Origin of the sequence: Amorphus sp. 3PC139-8 (assembly GCF_040750475.1) — a bacterium.
Lineage (GTDB): Bacteria > Pseudomonadota > Alphaproteobacteria > Rhizobiales > Amorphaceae > Amorphus.
Genome location: NZ_JABJVY010000002.1, coordinates 335,399 through 357,461 on the forward strand (window position 1 = coordinate 335,399; position 22,063 = coordinate 357,461).

A 22,063-nucleotide genomic window follows, 5' to 3' on the forward strand; every position below is an offset into this window, starting at 1 on the left:
CTCTTTCGGTTATCGAAAAAACCCGCATGCTACCGGTGGACGATTTCGCCGGGGCGGGCGCGGCTCGTTTAGCATGGGCTGCGGGGCGCGCCAAAGCATTGGGGCGGTGGAATGCAGGAGCCGACGACGACGTCGAGGCTTCGACGCAGGGCTGCGCACTTTCGCGCATTGCCGTTTCGCGCATCGGTGCGCAGTGCGCGCCTGCGCGGGCTGCCGTCCCGCGTGCGCAATTGGGTCGCGCAGTGCCTGGAGACCGACCTCGATCGCGGCAGGGGTTTTCTCTGGTTGCCGGTGGCCGCCGCGGTTGGCATCGCGGTTTATTTCGCGCTGCCGCGGGAACCGCACTGGCCGACGCTTGCGGGCCTTGGTCTCGCCGTTTCGCTCGCCGCCGTCTACAGCCAGCGCCATCGGCTCGGCTTCGCGGCGCTGGCGACTTGCGCCGCCGTGCTTTTCGCCATGGCCGCCGTTGCGGGACAAACGGCGCGGGTGCAGGCGCCGGTCGTGCCTTATGACGGCACTTTCGTGGTGCGGGGGTTCGTCGAGACGCGCGAGCCGAGACCGGACGGGGCGGTGCGCTATGTCCTGAGGGTGGTCTCGATGGAGGGGCTGACGCGCGAGCGGATGCCGCATCGGGTGCGGATGACCGCGCGCGGCAGAGGAGATAGGCCGGAGGTGGGGGATGGCGTGCGCGCGATTGCGCGGCTTGCTCCGCCGCGCGGGCCCGTCGCGCCTGGAGGTTATAATTCCGCCCGGCGTCTGTTCTTCGAGGGGATCGGCGCCAGCGGGTTTTCCTATGGCTTGCCGAAGCCCGCGAACCTGGGATCGCCGCCGCTCGATCTTCGCGTCGTGGCGGCGGTGGCGCATGTGCGCGCGAACATCGCCGAACGGCTGCGGATGGCGCTTCCCGGCCGCAACGGCGAGCTTGCCGCCACGCTTCTGGTGGGCGACCGCGGCGGCATCCCGGAGGACACCCAGGACGCGATCCGGGCGGCAGGCCTCGGTCACATCCTGGCGATTTCCGGGCTTCATATGGCGCTGGTCGCCGGCACCATCTTCACGCTCATCCGCTTCGGCCTGGCCGCGCTGCCCTCGGTCGCGCTGACGTATCCGATCCGCAAATGGGCTGCTGCGGCGGCTCTTCTGGCCGGTTTCGTCTATCTGGTGCTGTCGGGCGGTGCGATCGCAACGCTAAGAGCCTTCGTCATGCTTGCGGTCGCCTTGGTGGCGATCCTGGCGGACAGGCCGGCGCTGACGCTGCGCTCGGTGGCCGTCGCGGCCCTGGTCGTCATGGCAATCGATCCCGCTGCGGTAATCGAGCCGGGCTTTCAGATGTCGTTTGCGGCTGTCATCGCTCTGGTCGCGGCCTATGAGTGGCTTGCCGGCCGGGAGCGCGTCCGCGATCCGCCCGCAAATTCCGGACGGATCCGGCGGATCGGCCGCTGGGGCGGACTGTGGATTGCCGGGCTGGCGCTCACCTCTCTCATCGCGGGGCTTGCGACCGGACCGATCGGGGCCTTTCACTTCCACCGGATCGCGCCGTTCGGACTTCTGGGCAATCTCCTGGCGATGCCGCTGGTGACGTTGGTCGTGATGCCGGCGGGCGTCGTCTCCGTGGCGCTCATGCCGCTTGGCCTCGATCCGATTCCGCTCACCGCGATGGGCTGGGGGCTCGACGGGGTCGTCGCGGTGGCTCACATGGTCGCGGATTTGAGCGCCGGGGCAGGGGCGGTCGGCCGGACTCCTGCTGTGGCTGTCCTCTCGATGGCAGCGGGCCTGTTGTGGCTGGCCTTGTGGACCACATCCTGGCGGTTTTTGGGAATCGGTGCGATTGCCGCCGGTCTCGCGTTCTTGCCGTTCGCTTCGCGCCCCGATGTGTTGATCGCCGATGACGGCCGCACGGTCGCCGTGCGTGGGGCGGATGGGCGTTTGCGCATCGCGGTCGCGCAAGGCGGTGCGTTCGTGGCGCGCATGTGGCTGGAAGCCGACGGCGATTCCCGCGCCGCGGACGATCCGAGCGTCAAGGCAGGCATTTTATGCGATGGGCTCGGCTGCACGCTGCCGCTGGTCCGCGGGCCGCCTGGCTCCGAGGCGGCGTCCTCCGTCAATACAGAGAGCCCGCACAGCTTGGGGATCCTGAACGGCAAGCTCGCCTTCGTGGAACGGCCGCAGGCCTTCCTGGAGGACTGCCAGCGCGCCACGATCCTGGTGACGCGACACACAGCGCCGCGCGATTGCACTGGACCACTCTTGGTGGTCGATCGGCGTAAGTTGATCGAAACCGGCGCGCTCGCGCTCAAGCGGATCGACGATCCACCCTTCTATCGCCTCACGCGCGGCCGTCCGAAGGTGCCACGCCCCTGGGATGCGCGTCCCGTGGTGCGCCGGTAGCGCTTTTGCCTTTGGCAAGCGCGCGTTGGAATCATTGCGCTCTTCTCGGAACCCCCAACGGCTCCAAGTGTTCGGTTCGAACGCGTTTCCGGATGGCGAACCGGCTTCCACTTCGCCTGGAAATGCTCTCGAACCTCTCCGCTCGGATGGACATATCCGAGCGACAAGAAACGCTCCAGATTCAATAGCTTGAGTATGTCCCGAAGGTCTTGGGCAGGGGAAGGCCGAGCACCGGTTCCGCCTTATTCGGGACATGCTCTAGTAGCTGCGAAACAGCGCCACCAGCCGGCCTTGAATCCGCACCTGGTCGGGGCCGAAGATCCGCGTCTCGTAGGCCGGGTTCGCAGCCTCCAGCGCGATCGACGCGCCCTTCCGGCGCAGCCGCTTCAAGGTCGCCTCTTCGTCATCCACCAGCGCCACGACGATGTCGCCATTATCGGCCGTGTCGGACTTCTTGATGACGACGGTGTCGCCATCCAGGATTCCGGCCTCGATCATGGAATCGCCGCGCACTTCCAACGCGAAATGCTCGCCGCCGCCCACGAGATCGGACGGCACGGTGATTTGATGGCTTTCCTGCTGGATCGCTTCGATCGGGACACCGGCGGCAATCCGGCCCATAACCGGGATCGACAGACCGTTGCCCGTGCTTTTCGGCTCGGGTGCCGGCGGTGGGGAGGCCGGTGCCTTGCCGCGCGACCCTTCGATGACGGCAGGGGAAAAGCCTTTGCTGCGTGGGGCCGCCAGCGAAGGACCAACCGATTCCGGCAGCCGGATCACTTCCAGCGCGCGTGCCCGGTTCGGTAGGCGGCGAATGAAGCCGCGCTCTTCCAGGGCCGTGATCAAACGGTGGATGCCGGACTTGGAGCGGAGGGCCAACGCCTCCTTCATTTCGTCGAACGACGGCGGGACCCCGGTTTCCTTCAACCGCTCATGAATGAACATCAAGAGCTCATGTTGCTTGCGGGTCAGCATCAGGTCGGTCCCACCCCTCGCTTGCAGCCAGCCAAGACGCGTACAAATCAGGAACGTAAGGTACGCGTTCCATATGTGTTCCGCAAGAGTTAATGTCCGGTTTCCGATGGATGGGGCGAAGCGCGAACAAGTGGCGGCGAAAGCCGGGCCTTTTGGAGATCGGCTAGTGGCACACTGTGCACCATTTTTCCCGGATGCTGTCAAAGGGTCGGCCGCGTCGGCGGTCACCGCGTAGCAGCCGGCCAGCCTAATCGTGCTGTGGCGGCATCGATTGACTGTTGTTTACTCGCGGGTATATTGCTTACGCTTAAGAAGGCGACATCGGAGCATTCCCCTTGGCCACCCTTTCGCCGCGCCAATCTCCCTGGTCCAATCGCGAGGCGCGCGAGAGGGAACGGGAGAGCAAGCGCGAGGCGGTGCTTGCGACCGCCGTTCAGTTCTTCAATCAGAAGGGTTTCCACGCGACCTCGCTGGACGACGTGGCGACGGCGCTGAACGTCACCAAGCCGACGATCTATCACTACTTTTCCAACAAGGATGAGATCCTGTTCGAGTGCGTGGGACGCGGGCTTTCGGCGCTGCGGGAGGCGGCCGACGCGGCTGCGGCCCGTGGCGGCAGCGGGATGGATCGCCTGCGCGCGCTGATGCGCGAATATGCGCTGGTGATGACCCAGGATTTCGGGATCTGCGTGACCCGGACCGCCGATGCCGAACTGGCGGAAGAAAGCCGGCTAAAATTTCGCGCCCTGAAACGGGAGATCGACGAGACCATTCGCGGCGTCGTGGAAGACGGCATGCGCGACGGCTCCATCGCGCAAGGCGACGCCCGCCTGATGACCTTCACCCTGTCGGGTTCGCTGAACTGGGTAGCGCGCTGGTACGACCCGAAGGGACCGATGTCAGCCTCGGAGATCGCAGACGGAGCGGTGTCGATGTTGGTCAACGGCCTTGCCCCGCGCGGGGAAGCGGTCTGAGCGCGGCGGGCAGGGGCCGACAGGTCAGCCTGCCGGATCTCAGGTCGACGGCAAGAACGAAAGTTCCGGACAAGGGGCTCGGAGTGTGAGGGAGGGCGAGGGCGCCATGAGCGAACCGATCAAGCTGACCATTGCGGACGGCGTTGCGGAGATGCGGTTCAACCGCCCGGACCAGCTGAACGCGCTGGATGGGGCCATGGCGCAAGCCTTTCAAGCCTGTGTCGAGACCGTGCTCGCCGAGCCGTCCGTACGCGTGATTTTGATGAGCGGTGCGGGACGTTCGTTCATGGCCGGTGGCGATCTGGCCGCGTTCCGGGCGGGCGAAGATAAGCCGGCGGTGGCGCGTGCTCTGATCGAGCCGGCGCATGCCGGGCTGAAGCGCCTGGCGGCAAGCCCGGTCCTGACGCTGGCGGTCGGGCAGGGGCCGATCGCGGGGGCGGGAGTGTCGCTGTTGATCGGCACCGATCTCGCGATCGTTGCCGAAGGCGCCACATTGAATCTCGCTTACGCGCGAGTGGGCGCGAGCCCGGACTGCGGCGGCTCGTGGGCGCTACCGCGGCTGGTCGGCCAGCGCCGGGCGCTGGAGATTGCGCTCCTGTGCGACACCGTCGATGCGGCCGAGGCGCAGCGGATCGGCCTGGTCAACCGGGTGGTGCCGGCGGATGCGCTCATGACCGAAGCGCGCAAGCTGGCGGCCCGGCTTGCCGGCGGCCCGCCGCGTGCGCTCGGCCACACCAAGGCACTGCTTCGCGCCGCCCTCGATACGCCACTCGAGGCCCAGCTCGATGCCGAGGCCGAGCGCTTTCGCGATTGTGCGAAGACAGACGATTTTTCGGAGGCGCTCGAAGCCTTCTTCACCAAGCGGCCGGCAAAGTTTTCCGGCCGCTGACGGACCATCGGGTAGGACAGCGATGACCAAGGACGCTTTCATTGCGGGCTATGTGCGCTCGCCCTTCACCTTCGCGCGCAAGGGCGCGCTTGCCGGCGTGCGCCCGGACGATCTGGGTGCGCATGTGATCCGGGCTCTTCTGGAGCGCACTGGCGCGCCAGCGGACGAAATCGAGGACGTTGTCTGGGGCTGCGCCTTCCCGGAGGCCGAGCAGGGGCTGAATATCGGCCGTGTGGTGGGGCTGCTGGCCGGCCTGCCGGAGACGAGCGCGGGCACGACAGTCAACCGCTGGTGTGGCTCCTCGATCCAGGCGGTGCAGATGGCGGCCGGCATGCTGATGATGAACGCCGGGGAGGCTTTCGTCGCAGGCGGTACGGAATCCATGTCCCGGGTTCCGATGATGGGCTTCAACGTGCTGCCGCACCCGAGTTGGGATAAGCAGGCCATCGACGACTACATCAATGTCGGCCTGACGGCGGAGCGTGTCGCCAGCGAGCACGATGTCACCCGTGAGGACCAGGACCGCTTCGCCCACGCCAGCCATTCCAAGGCGCGCGCGGCACAGCAGGACGGTCGGCTCGGCGCCGAAATCGCGCCGGTGGCGACGGCCGCCGGCGACGTTGCGCTCGATGGCTGCGTGCGTGAGACGTCGCTGGAAAAGCTCGCGGAGCTGAAGACGGTGTTTCTGGAAGACGGCACGGTCACGGCGGCGTCCTCCTCGCCGATGACCGACGGCGCGACCGCGGTGCTGGTCTGCTCGAAGGAGTTCTGCGATCGCCACGGGCTCACGCCGCTTGCCCGGGTGGAAAGCTTCGCCGTGTCCGGCTGTGCGCCGGGCGTCATGGGGCTCGGGCCGATCGAGAGCTCCCGCAAGGCATTGAAGCGGGCGGGTCTGACCATCGACGATATCGATATCGTGGAGATGAACGAAGCCTTCGCGGCCCAGGCGGAGGCTTGCCGCCGGGCGTTGGAAATCGATCCGGACAAGCTGAACATCGATGGCGGCGCCATCGCGCTCGGCCATCCGCTGGGCGCCACCGGCACCAGGCTGGTCGGCAAGGCCGCTACGCTCTTGAAGCGCGAGGGCAAGAAGCGGGCACTCGCGACCCAGTGCATCGGTGGTGGCATGGGCATCGCAATGATCCTGGAGGCGGCTTGATGACGGCGCTCGGAGCCGAGCGAACCGGCGTCGCCCGCGCCGCGGTCATCGGGGCCGGCTCGATGGGATCGGGCATTGCCGCCCAGTTCGCCAACGCCGGCATCCCCGTTGACCTGTTGGACATTCCCGGCGGCGAGGGCAAGCGCAACGCGCCGGCCGAAAGTGGGGTTGCCCGCCAGCTGAAGGCCGGGGGCTTTATGGCGAGCGGCGGTCCGAAGCTGGTCAGGACCGGCAATGTCGAGGACGATCTCGGCTGGCTTGCCGAGGCCGACTGGATCGTGGAAGCGATCATCGAGGACCTCGATCTCAAGCGCGATCTCTACAAGCGGATCGAGACAGTCCGCCGCCCGGGCACGATCCTGTCGTCGAACACGTCGACGATCCCGCGCGCCGCGCTGATCGCCGACATGGGCGACGGTTTCGCGGCCGACTTCGTCATCACTCATTTCTTCAACCCGCCACGGGTGATGCAGCTCATGGAGCTGGTCACGGCGCCGGAGACCGATCCCGGCGTGGCGAACCGTGTGCGGGCGGCGGCAAAGGCTGCACTTGGCAAGACCGTGGTCGATTGCCGCGATACGCCAGGATTCATCGCCAATCGGATCGGGTGCTTCTGGATGGCGGTCGCCGCGCTGGAGGCAAAGCGGCTCGGGCTCAGCGTGGAGCGCGCCGATGCCATCAACGCGGCGTTCGGAATCCCGCGCACCGGCATTTTCGGCCTGTTCGATCTGGTCGGAATTGATCTCGTCCCGCATGTGTGGGGTAGCCTCCTGTCGGCGTTGCCGAAGCAGGATGATCTCCATCGCTTCGACCTGCCGGCCGACCCGCTGTTTTCCGAGCTAGTTGCCTCCGGCCGCTATGGTCGCAAGAGCGGCGCCGGCTTCTATCGCAAGGCCGGCGACGGCAGCCGCGAGGCACTTGATCTCGAAACGGGGGACTATCGGCCGGCCGAGCCCGTGGCGGCGGCGGATCTGCCCGGCGGCGGTCGCGATCTGGCCGCGCTTCTGGCGGACGACGGGGCGGCGGGGCGCTATGCCGCCAGCATGCTGGCCACGGTGGTCGCCTACGCCGCCGAGCACGCCCCGGAGCTCGCCGCCGATGTCGGTGCGGTCGATATCGCGATCGAGCTCGGCTATTCCTGGCGCGCCGGGCCGTTCAAGCTTGCCGACAGGGTCGGACCGGCGACTGTCGTCGCCAGCCTGGAGACAATGGGCCGGCCGGTTCCCGCGTTGCTGGCCAAGGCGGCTGCGGACGGTGGCTTTTATGCTGCGGACCAGGTGCGGGCCGCCGACGGGCGCATGACGGTGCGACAGCGGCCGGCCTCGCTTTCCGAGGCGCGCGAGATTGTCGGCAACGACGCGGCGTCGCTGCGCGATATCGGCGACGGGGTGGCGTGCTTCGAGGTCCACTCCAAGATGAACACGCTGGCGCCGGCGGTGTTCGACCTCCTGGAAGACACGCTGGCCCGCGCCGGGCGCGATTTCGACGCGCTGGTGATCGGCAACGACGATCCGCGAACCTTCTCTGCCGGTGCGGACCTGTCGTTCATTCTGAGCCTCTTGGAGAGCGGCGAGGACGCCACGCTGGAGGGCTATCTGCGCCGCGGCCACGATGTGTTCCACCGGGTGTTGCAGGCGCCGGTGCCGGTGGTGACAGCCGCCCATGGCTTGGCGCTCGGCGGCGCCTGCGAGATCGCGCTGCACACCCAGGGCGTGGTGGCGCACGCGGAACTGACGATCGGCCTGCCGGAGACCAAGGCCGGTCTGATTCCGGCTTGGGGCGGCTGCACGCGGCTGCTCGCCCGCGCGCCCGGTCGGTCGGGTCCGAAAGGGCCGATGGCGGCGGCGGCCCAGTGTTTCGAGGTTATTCTGCCGGGCCGGGTTTCGCGGTCGGCGGCCGAAGCCCAGGAGATCGGCTATCTTGCTGAAACCGACGGCATCGTCATGCACCGCGAGCTGCTCCTACCGGAAGCGAAGGCGCGGGCGATTGCGCTCCGGGATGCCGGGCATCGTCCGCCGGGGCCGGTGTTCGTCACGGTGGCCGGACCGTCCGGGGCGAAGGGGCTGATGTCCACCGTCACCGCGGCCCATGCCGCCGGTCGGATGACGGACACCGACTTCATGTTGGCCGAGGCGCTGGCGTCGGTGCTGACTGGCGGACCGGATGGCGATCCGTCACGTCCGATGGCGGATCGGGAGCTGATGGATCTGGAACGCGAAACGCTTCTGGTCCTGCTGCAGGAGCCGGCCGTGCGGGGGCGCATCGACCACATGCTGAAGACCGGCAAACCGCTCAGAAACTGAGCAAGGGCGTGAAAAAGCGGGGGCAGCCTCCTCGGCAGACCTTAGTTCTCGGCGGACACGGTGACTTCGACCTCCATCCCGAGTGGCGTTCCCTCGCCGGAGAAGGTGCCGTTGACCGGTTGGGCCTGGGCCGGGGTCCGGGTCGTCGCGACCCGGATCAGCTCGTGGCCGGCGACGATCTCGTTGGTCGGGTCGAATTCCATCCAGCCGACGCCAGGAACGAACACGTCCGCCCAGGCGTGGGTGGCGCCGCCCCCGGTAAGACCATCCCCGCCGTCGGCGGCCGGATCGTAGAGATAGCCGGTGACGAAGCGGCTCGCGAAGCCGAGCTGGCGGGCGGCTTCCATGAACAGGAAGGCGAAATCGCGACAGGTGCCGCTCGCCGTGCGAATCGTCTCGCCGGGAGACTGCACCCCTTCCTCGTCGCGACGGCGATATTCGAAGCTGTCGTGGATGGCGCTGGACAGCGCATCGAGAACGTGGAGCGAAACGTCCGGCCGTTCGGGAAGGGCTTCGTCCAACCACGTGCGAACGGTTGTCTCGTCGTCCGGGCACTGAATGCGCAGCATCGGCGCCAGATCGATCTGATCGTCCTCGTCGTAGCTGAACGGATAGCTGCCGGCGTGGGGCTCGAACTCGCGGACGGCTTCCTCCAGCCCGTAGCGCTCGATCTTGAGTTCGCTTTCGATCGACAGTGTGTCGGCCGGTTCCTGAAAGGTCAGCAGCGCGATGGAGTTGCCGAAGGTGTCGAACGCCCAGCGGATATCGGCGGTCGGTTCCACCACCAGCCGCGATTCCAACAGGCGCATGTCGTGACCGTCGCGCGGTCTCAGCATCAATCGATGCCGGCCGAACGTCACGGGCCGATCGTAGCGGTAGCGGGTGAAGTGGCGGATGCGGAGGGTCTTCATCGACATGGGATCCCGCGGAAAGATGGACAGGAAAAGGTCGGACGGATTTCCAGCATTCTCGTGGCCGGCCGGTCAAACGGATCCCATGAAAAAGCGGGGTCGCACCACGGAGATCGGCAGGACATGAAATAGAACTGGTCAAATAAAAATAATGAGGCAATACCGGGCTGGGGGCTTCCTTCAGGACGATCCGGGGTGTTGCCGATGGTGCCGACGAATTTTCTGACTTTCGGCCGTTTGCGGTCGATCCGAAATGCCGTGCCGGGGCCTCAGGCCCGAATCATACCCCGCGCGCCTGCCATCGGTCGGCGATGAGATCTCCGATGGCGATGCGCACGGGTGCACCCGGCCAATCGTTTCGCCTGACCACCGCCGAGTGGATCGGATTGCTGGTCGCGATCCTGATCATGTTCGTGCTGCTCCAGGCGAGCTACATCTCCTTCAAGCCGGTGCCGGGCAACGATCCGCGTTGGCCGCTCGGCTGGTGGGGATGGTTCGATCAGGGCAACTATCTGCGCGCGGCGAAGGCTTTCCTGGACCTCAATTTCGCGCCGTCGGAACACTACTATCCGCCGCTCTATCCGCTCGTGGGGGCGGCTTTCGTCGGCTTGTCTCCGGCACACCCGTTCTATTTCGTCGATCTGGCGGCGACGTTCGGCTTCTTTCTTCTCTTCGTGTTCACGACCCGTCGCTATGTCGGCTTCTGGGCGGCCCTGGTTGTCGGCGCGACATTCATGGTCGCGTTCCACATGGTCCGGCTGCAATGGGTCATCCCGTGGACCAGTACCTTGTCGGCGCTCCTGGTTGCTGCCGGATTGTATCTGTTCGATCGGTTCGACCGCGCGCGTGGCGATGGGCGATGGGGCATTGCGGCTGCGACGTCAAACGCATTTGTGTTCGGTCTTTTGTGCGGCCTCCAGCTTCCGCTGCGTCCGGGCGACATCCTTCTGATGGCGCCGATCGCGCTGGGCTACGGGGGGCTCGTGGTCATCGACATGGTGAACGGGCCGGCGTTCGTTCGTCGTCGTGCGATCTGGTCGGCGGTGGCGGGCGTCGTGGGGCTCATTCCCGGCGCGGTCTTGATGTTCGGCTTCAATCTGATCGTGTTCGGCGATCTCCTCGGCGGCTATTTCGAGGGCCATGTCGACAAGGGCTTCTACTTTGCCGACCTGCCGGAGAAGGTGTTCTCGCTCGTTGTCGCCTCCCACCCGATCTATCTGGAACGCGGGGCCGACTGGCTGACGGAGCTTCCGCTCAACGCGCTCTGTATCGGGTTCGTTCCGGCCGCGGCACTATTTGCGCGACCGCTCGTGTTCCGGATCGCGGCAGTTGCGGCGCTGCTGCAGATGGCGCTTTATTTTTCGTTTTCGGATGCGCTTCCAACCGGCACCTTTCGCTACTGGAACATCCATTATTTCAAGTGGATGTTGCCGTGGATGGCGGTGTTTGCTGTCTCTTTTGTCTACCAATCCGCCGCCGGCATTCGTGATGACCGAGGGCGGGCGCGAACGGGCCTCGCGACCGGAGTGCTGCTGACGCTGCTCTTGTTCAGCGTCAACGTCGAACCGGTGCCCCGGTCGACGGTTACGGTAGAGGAAGGCGATCAGGCGCGCCTGGTGCTTCACAATCCGCAGGGCAGGCCGATCGAATATATCGATATCGATGGCAAACCCGGCGACTGGGGCCAGGTTTATTTCGACAACCACGCGACGATTCGCCTGGATGGCGGCGACCCGCTCCAGAACTACGGCGAATACCGCATGCTGCCGCGCGGTGGCGATGGAATTCGGCTGGTGTTCATTCGTCCGACATCGGCCTTCGAAATTTCGGTGGACTTTGGCGAGTCGCTTACCCCAACTGCGGACTTGGACGGGACTTCCGTTCGCCCCTATGACGTGAATTTCGGTTTGGATCTGCCCTTTGCGAGCCACTGGCGGTAGCTGTCGAACGGACATGAAAGTGCGACATTCGCTCGTCGGCCACCGGACCATGGAAATCGTGGTCGTCGTGCTCACGCTCGTGGTGGGCCTCGGCGCGCTATACGGCTCCGCCCTTCGCGAAGGGTTGCCGCGGGTCAGCGGCGATATTTACGACGCGCGGATTTTCATTGCCGTCTTGGAGCATTGGTATGCCGTGCTGACAGGCGGCGGCACGCCGCTCAGTCCGCCCTACTTCTTTCCCTATCCCTATACGCTGAGCTACGGTGACGGGCTGCTTTTCGGAGGCGTTCTTTACGCCGTCCCCCGAACCCTCGGCTTCGACCCGTTCGTCAGCTACGAGATCGTGAACGCCGTCGTCGCCGCCATCGGCTTCGTGGCGACCTATGTGGTCGCGCGGCGCATGCTCGGCATCTCCGTCGTACTCGGCCTTTTCGCAGCCCTGTTGGCACTGGTCGCGAACTCGCTGGCGATGCGGTCGATCCACGCTCAGCTCCTCTACGCCGCCTTTTTCCCAGTTGGGCTCCTGCTGGTCTGGCCGTTGTTCCTGGCGTTGACGGATAGTGGCGGACGGCGGGCGCGCTCTATCGGCACGGTCGTGCGCGCGGTGGCGACTGTTGCCTTCTTTTTCGTTTGGGCGATGACGTCGTTCTATTCGCTCTATGCGTTCGTTCTTCTCTCCCTCGTGGCGTTGCTAACGGCCGCAATTGCCGATCCCGCACTCAGATTGCGAGTCTGGCTGGCTGTCCGGCATCCCTCCCTCGCGTTGATTGTCCTCGCTCTGGGGCTGGCGGGTTCGGCTGTGGCGATTTTCGGGCTTTACAGTCAATCCGGCTACGGCGGTCACGGCGTTTCCGCAATGAAGGCGGGAACTGTTAGCATCGCCGAACTCGTCAACGTGGGTGTTGGCAATTGGGTCTGGGGCGGTCTGATGGAACCGCTTCGCGATCGCTTGAAACCGCCGTACACTCGCGATGCCTACGGCCTATCGCCGGTGTTGGTGGTGGCCTTTCTCGCATCGATGATCTGGATCGGCCGTTTGTGTCGGCTGCGTCTGAAGGCACGGGGCCACCGCGAGGGCGACGTCGATGCGGCCCTCTTTGCCTACTCCATGGGGATCGGGGCGTTGGTGTTGGCGCTGTTTGCCGTCCACATCGCCAGGTTCGCGCCGTTCCAGCCCCTGTTCGTGCTCCTTCCGGGTGCTTCGGCCATTCGGGTGCCGGCCCGCTTTCTGCTTTTCATCGGCCCCGTGGTGGCGCTCGTGGTGGCGTATGCGCTCGATCTCCTGGCTGATCGGGGGCGCTGGGCAATGGCTTTGGTTGCTGTCCTGGTGGCGTTCATTTTGGCGGAACAAGTCCACGACGACAGCGCGCTTCGGCTCGATCGCAGGCAAGAGCAAGCCTTTCTCGACTCCGTCGGTCAACCGCCCGAGAGCTGCGAAGTATTCTACGTCTTCAATCCGCGGTTTCCGAAAACGGGCAATGACGGACAGGATCGGCTCTACGTCCACGGTGTCGACGCGATGCTGTTGGCGTCCTACTATCGGCTGCCGACCATCAACGGCATGGCGACCTTCACGCCGCCGGGCTGGGATGTGGTCGGTCCGTTCGAGCCGGACTATCTCGATCGGGTGCGCGCTTACGCCGAGCGCCACGACATCCTCGACGGGCTGTGCGGTCTCGATCTGAAGGAACGGCGCTGGAGAGAAGGTATGGCGAAATAGCGCGTTTCCATGCGAAGTGGAGACCGGTTTCGTCGTCTCGAAATGCACCAAAACAAGCGCTGAACCGTTCCACGGTTTCACGAAAAAAGCGGAACGGCTCCAGTGGACCTGCGCAGCAGAATGGCGCGTTCGGGTCGCAGTTGGGGAAAGCTTTGGCGCGGAACGCTTGCCTCCGCCCGAAGGCATCGCTAAGCCAGAGATAACGAGCCCATTGAGCGCGGGACGATGATCATGGTCGACTACGCCACCCTCCGCAGCCGCATGGTCGAGAACCAGTTGCGGACCTACGACGTCACCGACTACCGCCTTCAAAAGGCGATGGGTGAGGTGCCGCGCGAGGTCTTTCTGCCGACGGCGCAGCGTCCGCTTGCCTATCTGGACGAGCCGCTGCCGTTGACCGAACCGGGGCTGGGCGTGCAGCCGCGCTACCTGAACCGGCCGGCGGTGTTCGGCAAGATGCTCCAGAGCGCCGAGATCGAGCCGACCGACCTCGTCCTCGTGGTCGGCGCGGGGACTGGCTATCCGTGCGCCGTGATCGGGCAGCTTGCCGATTCCGTCGTGGGTCTGGAATGCGACGAGGCGCTCAGCGCCCAGGCAAGCGAGCGGCTCGCGGAGCTCGGTATCGAGAACGCGGCGATCGTGACAGGGCCGCTGGAGGCCGGCTGGCCGAATGAGAGCCCGTACGATGTGATCGTCGTCGACGGCGCGGTGGAGACCTCGCTAGATACTCTAACCAGCCAGCTCAAAGACGGTGGCCGTCTGGTCGCCATCGTGGGACGGGGCCTGTCGGCGATGGCCACGGTCTATCGTCGCAGCGGCGATACGGTCGGCCGTTGGCCGTCCTTCAACGCGGCGGCGCCGATTTTGCCGGGCTTTGAGCGCAAGCCTGAATTTGTTTTCTGATCAACTACTTCGCGTCGGATCTTGATGCGCGAAGTGAGCTGAAAAGACAGTCGCATATCTGAGTTGGGCGGGCGTTCGGCGAAATCCGGCGTCCGCTTTTTCGTTTCCGCGCCGTCGGTTTCCTCGGCCGGCAGAGGCGGGCACGGATTGCCGTCCCCCTGTTGCCGAATTGCCGCAATGGGCGAGTGATCCAACGGCGCAAGCGTCTTGCGGATTTTCGTTCGGAAAAATCGAGGCTACACGTTTCTTAATGGTCCGTTAATTCCACTTCAGGCGCGACCTGCTCCGACGCCGAAAAGGGGGGTGTTTTGCGTAAAGGATCGCTTCGGAACGGTAGCTGGCTGGTCTCGGCGGCAATCGCCGGGCTTGTCTGTGCTGCGGCATTGCCCGCGAACGCACAGACGATGACCGACTCGCTCGCCGCAGCCTATTCCAACAATCCACAACTCAATCAGGCGCGTGCTCAGCTCCGCTCGATCGACGAAAATGTCGCGATCGCGAAGTCGGGTCTGAGACCGCAGCTCTTCGCCAGCCTGTCGGCGGCCTCGCAGTACAACAAGACGCACGGCTTCTATGTGTCGTCCTTGGGCAGCAAGGTCACCATGGACAATGCGGACAATCCGCTGACGATGGGGCTGAGCTTCACGCAGCCGATCTTCCAGGGCTTCCAGACCAAGAACTCCGTTCTACAGGCCAAGGCCGCGGTTCGAGCGCAGCGCGAGCTTTTGCGCAACTCCGAGCAGTCGATTCTGCTGGATGCCGCGACCGCTTTTGAGGACGTGATCCAGAACGCGGCGATCGTGAAGCTGCGCAGGAGCGACGTGGACTTCCTGCAGGAGCAGGTGAAGGCCTCGAAGGATCGTCTGGATGTGGGCGAGGGTACCCGCACCGATGTCAGCCAGTCGGAAGCCCGCTACGCTGAAGCGGTCTCGGAGCTGAATTTCGCGGAAGCCAATCTCGCCGCCAGCAAGGCCACCTATCGCCAGGTGACGGGCCTCGAGGCGCGCAACCTGGTCGACAACGTTAACTTGACGTCGAAGTTGCCGCCCTCGGTCGACAGTGCGCTGTCGGTGGCCCAGGACAATCATCCGGCCATTCAGTCGTCGATCCACAATGTCGACGTCGCCCTCTACAATGTGAAGACGCTGGAAGGCCAGTTTCTTCCCGGTGTGTCCTTGAACGGACAGGTGGGGCGAACCTACGATACCGGCACGTCCGACTATGCCGACCAGGCGCAGGTCACGCTGAACGTCGATATCCCGATCTATCAGGGTGGGCGCGTTTCGGCGCAGGTGCGCCAGGCCAAGGAAGACCTTGGCTATTCCCGCATTCAGGTCGATCTGCTGCGCGACCAGGTTCGCCAGGCCGTGGTCTCGGCTTGGTCTCAGTACAAGGCGGCAGCCGCCTCGATCCAGGCAGCCCGGACCGGCGTGTTCGCCCAGCAGCTCGCCTTGCAGGGCGTGATCGAGGAGCAGAAGGTCGGTCAACGCACCACCCTGGACGTCCTCGACTCCCAGCGCGATCTCGTCACCGCTCAGGTGACGCTGGTCGAAGCGGAGCGCAACAAGGCCGTCGCCGCCTATGCGTTGCTCTCCTCGGTTGGCCGGCTTGGGGTCGACACGCTGAGCCTGCGCGTTGCGCGTTATCAGCCGAAGCAGCACTACGAAGCCGTCAAGGACAAGTGGTTCGGCCTACGGACTCCGGACGGGCGCTGACCGGGTCCTGAGCGAACCGGATTTCGCCGAAGCCATCCTTGATAGGAAGCGGCGGGGCCGCGTGAGCAAGGTCTCGCGCGGTCGTGGCGTTTGCCGTCCGGCTCGTTTCACGCCCTCCGGAAATGCGTCAAATCATCCAGTTTGGGCCGGTCTGATTTTTCAGTGAAATCCGGACCGTGTCTCTCCGGTCATTTCATTGTCCTCTCCTGCTATCATGGTGAAAGAATCGTGATTCGCGGCCTGCGGGTTACGGGAAGTGCGGGAAGAGGGGTGCGGAGTCCGCCCATGTCGAGCGCCCAGCCGAAAGACGATCCGTCCATGGACGAGCTTCTGGCGTCGATCAGACGGATTATGTCCGCCGACGAGGAACCTGCGGAACAGCCGTTTGTCGAAAAGGCGGCCGCTGCCGCCGGAGGGGGATACGGCCGAACGCAGGACAATTGGCCTGCGTCGACCGCCCGACCCGCGACCGCGCGCCCCGCACCGGTCGTCAGCCGGCCCGAGGCCAAGCGCGAGCCGGCGTCCGCGAGCGACGATCTTGCTGGTCTCGATCCGGAGCTTCTGCCCAAACTGATCGAACAGAGCATTCTGGAAGCCTTTCCGGAAAGCGCCGAGCGTTCATCCTGGGACGACGAGGCGATGGATGCCTTTTCGGCGGCGCTCGCCAGCGACGACGAGGACGATGCGGCCGATACGGGGCCGGCAGTATTCCCCACGGACGACTGGCCGGAGTCGGTCGATGCGCCGGCCGACATCGATTTCGGATGGGGGCGGCAGCCCAACGACGCCGCCGAACCCTATGACGACGGCCCGTACGATGACGGTCAGGATATCGTCGAGGAGCAAGCGGGTTGGCAGGAGGCGGCCGCCGAGGAGCGGCCCGCACAGGCTGAAACGCCCCGACGCCGGACCATTTGGGCCGACGAGGCGGAGCCCGAGCCGGTTTATCGGTCCTTTCGCCAGCGTGTTCGCGAGGAAGAGCCGGCAGCCCCCGAACCGCGCAGCGATTTGCGCGGCCTGAAGGCGGAAGGGGAAGACATCCGCCGGCTCTTGTCGTCCAATTCGTCGCGTTCGGTCGGGTCCGCGTTTGATTCGCTGGCTCGCTCGGTGGAGCAGGAAAGCCCGGCGGAGAGCGATCCTCCGGCGTCCGGCAAGACAACCTTGGAAGATCTGGTGGCCGATTGCCTGCGGCCGATGCTGCGCACCTGGCTCGACGAGAATCTGCCGTCGCTGGTGGAGCGGATGGTGCGGGAAGAGATCGAGCGGGTGGCACGTAAGAGCCGCTAGAGCAAATCCTTAGTGGATACCGGTTTGCCGTCGTGAAACGCGTCAAAACTATCGGTTGGGGCGCGTTTTCCGGCTTCTCGAATGGCGCAACCACGCCACGGTTCTGTCCCGAAATCACCGATGAGTTTGGGCAGTGTGCCTCCTATGCGACGGCGGCGTTTGCGCCCGTTCGGCGAGGCCGGTGTTGACGGCATCGGCCCGTTTGGGCTTGAAGAACTTCCACGGCCGGCCAAACGCCAACTTCCGGACATTTGATGCTCGACAAGACCTATGACGCCGCGGCCGTCGAGCCGCGCATTGCCACTCTTTGGGATGAAGCCGGAGCGTTCCGTGCGGGCGCAGGCGCGCGCGAAGGCGCGGAGCCGTTCACCATCGTGATCCCGCCGCCGAACGTCACCGGCTCGCTGCACATGGGCCACGCGCTCAACAACACGCTCCAGGACGTGCTGGTGCGGTTTCAGCGCATGCGCGGGCGCGATGTGCTGTGGCAGCCGGGCACCGACCATGCCGGCATCGCCACCCAAATGGTGGTGGAGCGCCAGCTTGCCGAGCGTCAGGAGCCCGATCGCCGCGCCATGGGCCGGGACGCCTTCGTGGAACGGGTGTGGACCTGGAAGGCGGAATCCGGCGGCACCATCCAAAACCAGCTTTACCGGCTTGGCGCTTCCTGCGATTGGAGCCGCGAGCGCTTCACCATGGACGAGGGGTTGTCGGCCGCCGTCTTGGAGGTGTTCGTCGCGCTCCACCGGGAAGGCCTGATCTATCGCGACAAGCGGCTGGTGAACTGGGATCCGCGCTTCCTGACCGCGATCTCCGACCTCGAGGTCCAACAGGTCGAGGTCAAGGGCAAGCTCTGGCATTTCCGCTATCCGCTGGAGGGCGGCGCGACCTACCAAGCGCCGATCGCCTTCGACGAGGAGACCGGCGAGCCGACCGAGTTCGAGACCCGCGACTATATCGTCGTCGCCACCACTCGGCCGGAAACCATGCTGGGTGACACCGCGGTCGCGGTTCACCCCGAGGATCCGCGCTACAAGGATCTGATCGGCAAGCACGTCGTGCTGCCGCTGGTCGGCCGTCGCATCGAGATCGTCGGCGACGACTACGCCGATCCCGACACCGGTTCCGGCGCGGTCAAGATTACGCCGGCGCACGACTTCAACGATTTCGAGGTCGGCCGTCGCCACGATCTCGCAATGATCAACATTCTCGACGAGGAAGCGCGGCTGTTCCTGGAGGGCAACGACGCCTTCCTCGCCGGCGTCGGCGACGACGAGAATTTTGCCGACGTGATGGCGCTCAACGGCATCGACCGGTTCAAGGCGCGCGAGGCGATCGTCGCGCTGATGGAGGCGCGCGGGCTGCTCGCCGAGATCGAGAACCATGTCCACATGGTGCCCCATGGCGACCGCTCCGGCGTGGTGATCGAACCGTTCCTGACCGATCAATGGTATGTCGATGCCAAGACGCTGGCGAAGCCGGCGATCGAAGCGGTCAAGCGCGGCGATACGGCCTTTGTCCCGGGCAACTGGGAGCGGGTCTATTTCGAGTGGATGGAGAACATCCAGCCCTGGTGCGTCTCCCGCCAACTCTGGTGGGGCCATCAGATCCCGGCCTGGTACGGGCCGGATGGTGCCGTTTTTGTCGTCAAGAGCGAAGCGGATGCGGTCAAAGCGGCGGAAACGCAGTTCGGCAAACCAGCCAATGTCGTCTCGAAAACGGAGGCGGTCGCGACCTGGGAAGGCGGCGCCGGCAACACCGTTGCGCTCTACCGCGACGAGGACGTGCTCGACACCTGGTTCTCGTCCGCGCTGTGGCCGTTCTCCACGCTCGGCTGGCCGGACAAGACGCCGGAGCTCGCCCGCTACTATCCGACCAGCGTGCTCGTCACCGGCTTCGACATCATCTTCTTCTGGGTTGCCCGGATGATGATGATGGGCCTCCATTTCACCGATCAGGCGCCGTTCCACACGGTCTACATCCATGCCCTCGTCCGCGACGAGAAGGGGGCGAAGATGTCGAAGTCCAAGGGCAACGTGATCGATCCGATCGACCTGATCGACCAGTTCGGCGCAGATGCGCTGCGCTTCACGCTGGCCGCCATGGCCGCCCAGGGCCGCGACATCAAACTCGCGCCAGCCCGCGTTCAGGGCTATCGCAACTTCGCGACCAAGCTCTGGAACGCCGCCCGCTTCGCGGAAATGAACGGCTGCAAGCAGAGTACGGCTTTCGATCCCGCCAACGTCACCGGCACGCTCGCCCAGTGGATCGTGGTGGAGACGGGCCGCACCGCCGCCGCCGTGACGGAAGGGATCGAGAGCTACCGCTTCAACGATGCCGCCGGCGCGGTTTACTCCTTCACCTGGCACACCTTCTGCGACTGGTACCTGGAGCTCGCCAAGCCGGTGCTGCAGGGCGAGGACGGGCCCGCCAAGGCCGAGCTTCAGGCCGTCACCGCCTGGGTGATCGACCAGATCGTGAAGCTTTTGCATCCGTTCATGCCGTTCCTCACGGAAGAGCTGTGGGCGCGTACGGCCGAGGAAGCCGGGCTTTCCCGCGAGTCGGTCCTAGCGCTGACGCCCTGGCCGGAGCTGGCGGTTTCCGACAATCCGGCCGCGCGCGAGATCAACTGGCTGGTCGATCTCATCAGCCAGATCCGCTCGGTCCGCTCGGAGACCAACGTGCCGGCGGGCGCCCAGATCCCGGTGGTGCTGGTCGGCGCCAGCGAGACGGAGCGCGGCTATGTCGCCACCCACGAGGCGGCGATCAAGCGGCTCGCCCGGGTGGAGACGATCGAGGAGGCGGACAACGCGCCGGACAAGTCGGCCCAGGTCATCCTCGGCGACGTCACCGTCTGCCTGCCGCTTGCCGGCGTGGTGGATCTCGATGCGGAACGCGCGCGGCTCCAGAAGGAGCTCGACAAGCTTGCCGCCGACATCAAGAAGATCGACGCCAAACTCAACAACCCGTCCTTTGTGGAAAAAGCGCCGGACGAGGTGGTCGAGGAGCAGCGCGAGCGCCGCGAGGAGGCGGAGGGCCGCCGCAACAAGGTGACCGAGGCTCTCGGCCGGCTGTAACGTGCCTTCTTTGGTCGTGGCACGCTTTCCGATGAATTCGGCTTGAGTAGGATGACGGTGGCGGTCATCCTTTCGCGAAAGACCGCCGTTGGGAGACTTCTGGATATGCAGCGCCTGATCCGTGTCCTGGTGGTTCTCGTCGGGCTCGCCGCGCCGGCGCTGGCGATGGCCGACGAGCTCGTGGTGGTGACCGACGAAGGGCGCTATCCGTTCCAGGTGGAGATCGCCGACGATCCGATGGAGCGGGCGAAAGGCCTGATGTTCCGCAAGGAGATGGCGGCCGATCACGGCATGCTGTTCGATTTCTCCCGCGAGCAGCCAGTGTCGTTCTGGATGAAGAACACGCCGCTGTCGCTGGATATGATCTTCGTGAAAGCGGACGGCACCATCGTCGCGATCGCCGAAGACACCACGCCTTTCTCCACCGATGCCGTGCCCTCCGGCGCGCCGGTGCGCTTCGTCCTTGAGGTGCTGGCGGGCACGTCCGACAAGCTCGACATCGAGCCCGGCGATAGGATCGAGCACAGGCGCGTGTCTGCAGGACAGTGAATGACGCCGTCCGAACCCGTCTGCGTGGTTGCCGGAACCGCAACTGGCGTGTATCGGATGGGGGCCGTCGGGGTATAGCTCAGCCTGGTAGAGCACCGGCTTTGGGAGCCGGGGGTCGCAAGTTCGAATCTTGCTGCCCCGACCACTTCGCCCTCGGATATCTTGAAGCGAAAGGGCTGGACGCGGCGGCGGTCCCGCGCCAAAACATGTATGTAGACCCTTTCCAGTCTTGCTTCGGGACAAGGACCTTATGAGCGCTCGCATCTACAAGCCCGCGAAAACGGCCATGCAGTCCGGCCGTGCCAAGACCCATCGCTGGGTGCTGGAGTTCGATCCGCAAGAGCCGCGCACCATCGATCCGCTGATGGGCTGGACGTCCTCGGGCGACATGACGAGCCAGGTGCATCTGCGCTTCCCGACCAAGGAAGCCGCGATCCTCTACGCCGAGAAGCACGGCATCGAATTTCGGGTGGAGGAGCCCAACGAGCGCACCCCGCGCCGCATCGCCTATGCCGATAATTTCCGGCCCGATCGCCGCTTTCCCTGGAGCCATTAGCGTTTTGGGGCACAGCGGTCCCGTAAAATGCGTTGGCTATTGACGATGGAACAATAATATCCCGTCTCGCTCAACCCCCGGGCCGACGTATTGAAGATTTTCACCTTCTTCGTACAATTCCATATGAATTGGATGACTTAGTGTTAAGTCGGGCTTTTCTGCCCACAGATGTTTACACCATATCCATGTGGTTAGCATGTTGCTGTCATTTGGTCTTTGAAAGAGCCTTATTGCAAGGTCTATATCGCTATCTTCCCGATTGTCTCCTCGAGCTCGGCTCCCATAAAGGTGAACAGATCTAATTTCGGGTTTTCTGGCAGCCCATGAGCGAATATCGATCAGATCAGTTTCTGTAATATTCATTTTTTCTCTTTAATTCGGGTTTTCAAAGGTTTGAGGCAATTTTACTCATTCAAGAAAGTAAATTCGGTATTCTGTTGTCTGATCGCTCCGCGATTCTTACTCCTCCGCTCATCCCTCCGAAAGCCGGGGTCAAGGGCGAGTCTTGCCGGCGCTGACCATATGGTCCTCGATTCCGGCTTTCGCCGGAATGGACGGAGGATGGGGTTCACGACAGAGCTTGAAACTCCGCTTGTGTGTTTGATTTGTGGTTTGCTTGAGCGTCGGAAGGCGTGGCGACGCCTCCCGACGCGGTCAGGCGGCCGTCACTCCGCGGGTCGTGTCTGTCGTGACGCGACCGAGGATGAGTTTGGCCCT

At 64.7% G+C, this 22,063-nt stretch carries 16 protein-coding genes and 1 tRNA gene; 14 read left to right on the forward strand and 3 right to left on the reverse strand.

Annotated elements, in window-relative coordinates:
• Positions 1 to 111: 111 nt before the first annotated feature.
• The gene (locus tag HNS03_RS03915) at positions 112 to 2,388 is read left to right on the forward strand and encodes a ComEC/Rec2 family competence protein (RefSeq protein WP_367193249.1); all 2,277 of its coding nucleotides are present in this window, start codon (positions 112 to 114) and stop codon (positions 2,386 to 2,388) included.
• A 258-nt stretch (positions 2,389 to 2,646) separates the two neighbouring features.
• Here the strand turns inward: HNS03_RS03915 and lexA are convergent, their stop codons facing one another.
• A complete protein-coding gene (gene lexA, locus HNS03_RS03920) occupies positions 2,647 to 3,363 on the reverse strand; it encodes a transcriptional repressor LexA (protein ID WP_367193250.1) in 717 nt (238 codons plus the stop codon).
• Between the two features lie 335 nt (positions 3,364 to 3,698).
• Here lexA and HNS03_RS03925 point away from each other — a divergent pair, with 335 nt between their 5' ends.
• From HNS03_RS03925 to HNS03_RS03940, 4 genes are all read left to right on the forward strand, one after another.
• Complete coding sequence (locus HNS03_RS03925; RefSeq protein WP_367193252.1) at positions 3,699 to 4,337, forward strand: TetR/AcrR family transcriptional regulator; 639 nt, start codon at positions 3,699 to 3,701, stop codon at positions 4,335 to 4,337.
• A gap of 106 nt (positions 4,338 to 4,443) precedes the next feature.
• Entirely contained in the window at positions 4,444 to 5,226 is a 783-nt protein-coding gene (locus HNS03_RS03930) for an enoyl-CoA hydratase/isomerase family protein (RefSeq protein WP_367193254.1), read from the forward strand.
• A gap of 22 nt (positions 5,227 to 5,248) precedes the next feature.
• Entirely contained in the window at positions 5,249 to 6,385 is a 1,137-nt protein-coding gene (locus HNS03_RS03935; protein WP_367193256.1) for an acetyl-CoA C-acyltransferase, read from the forward strand.
• Positions 6,385 to 8,688 carry a 3-hydroxyacyl-CoA dehydrogenase/enoyl-CoA hydratase family protein gene (locus HNS03_RS03940; protein WP_367193257.1) on the forward strand — a complete coding sequence of 768 codons (2,304 nt, stop codon included), beginning with the start codon at positions 6,385 to 6,387 and terminating at the stop codon, positions 8,686 to 8,688. The genes HNS03_RS03935 and HNS03_RS03940 overlap by 1 nt, the downstream gene beginning before the upstream one ends.
• Positions 8,689 to 8,729: 41 nt before the next feature.
• On the opposite strand, the gene HNS03_RS03945 is transcribed toward HNS03_RS03940, so the two are convergent.
• Entirely contained in the window at positions 8,730 to 9,599 is an 870-nt protein-coding gene (locus tag HNS03_RS03945; RefSeq protein ID WP_367193258.1) for a transglutaminase N-terminal domain-containing protein, read from the reverse strand.
• A 323-nt stretch (positions 9,600 to 9,922) separates the two neighbouring features.
• Between HNS03_RS03945 and HNS03_RS03950 the strand changes: the two genes are divergently transcribed.
• From HNS03_RS03950 to HNS03_RS03990, 9 genes are all read left to right on the forward strand, one after another.
• On the forward strand, positions 9,923 to 11,539 hold the full coding sequence (locus HNS03_RS03950) for a hypothetical protein (RefSeq protein ID WP_367193260.1): 1,617 nt from the start codon (positions 9,923 to 9,925) through the stop codon (positions 11,537 to 11,539).
• Positions 11,540 to 11,552: 13 nt separating this feature from the next.
• Positions 11,553 to 13,259 carry a hypothetical protein gene (locus HNS03_RS03955; protein ID WP_367193262.1) on the forward strand — a complete coding sequence of 569 codons (1,707 nt, stop codon included), beginning with the start codon at positions 11,553 to 11,555 and terminating at the stop codon, positions 13,257 to 13,259.
• A 225-nt stretch (positions 13,260 to 13,484) separates the two neighbouring features.
• Positions 13,485 to 14,162: a protein-L-isoaspartate O-methyltransferase gene (locus HNS03_RS03960; RefSeq protein ID WP_367193263.1), complete on the forward strand. Its 678-nt coding sequence runs from the start codon at positions 13,485 to 13,487 to the stop codon at positions 14,160 to 14,162.
• Between the two features lie 404 nt (positions 14,163 to 14,566).
• A complete protein-coding gene (locus HNS03_RS03965) occupies positions 14,567 to 15,877 on the forward strand; it encodes a TolC family outer membrane protein (RefSeq protein ID WP_367193264.1) in 1,311 nt (436 codons plus the stop codon).
• A 285-nt stretch (positions 15,878 to 16,162) separates the two neighbouring features.
• Complete coding sequence (locus tag HNS03_RS03970) at positions 16,163 to 17,164, forward strand: DUF2497 domain-containing protein (RefSeq protein ID WP_367193266.1); 1,002 nt, start codon at positions 16,163 to 16,165, stop codon at positions 17,162 to 17,164.
• A 254-nt stretch (positions 17,165 to 17,418) separates the two neighbouring features.
• On the forward strand, positions 17,419 to 20,241 hold the full coding sequence (locus HNS03_RS03975) for a valine--tRNA ligase (RefSeq protein ID WP_367193268.1): 2,823 nt from the start codon (positions 17,419 to 17,421) through the stop codon (positions 20,239 to 20,241).
• A gap of 105 nt (positions 20,242 to 20,346) precedes the next feature.
• Positions 20,347 to 20,790: a DUF192 domain-containing protein gene (locus tag HNS03_RS03980; protein ID WP_367193269.1), complete on the forward strand. Its 444-nt coding sequence runs from the start codon at positions 20,347 to 20,349 to the stop codon at positions 20,788 to 20,790.
• 68 nt (positions 20,791 to 20,858) lie between these two features.
• Positions 20,859 to 20,935, forward strand: a tRNA-Pro gene (locus HNS03_RS03985).
• Between the two features lie 105 nt (positions 20,936 to 21,040).
• Positions 21,041 to 21,346 (forward strand): ETC complex I subunit, encoded by a 306-nt coding sequence (locus HNS03_RS03990; protein ID WP_367193271.1) that lies wholly within the window; start codon positions 21,041 to 21,043, stop codon positions 21,344 to 21,346.
• Between the two features lie 36 nt (positions 21,347 to 21,382).
• Here the strand turns inward: HNS03_RS03990 and HNS03_RS03995 are convergent, their stop codons facing one another.
• Positions 21,383 to 21,709, reverse strand: a complete 327-nt coding sequence (locus HNS03_RS03995; RefSeq protein ID WP_367193273.1) for a nucleotidyltransferase domain-containing protein — start codon at positions 21,707 to 21,709, stop codon at positions 21,383 to 21,385.
• Positions 21,710 to 22,063 lie beyond the last annotated feature (354 nt).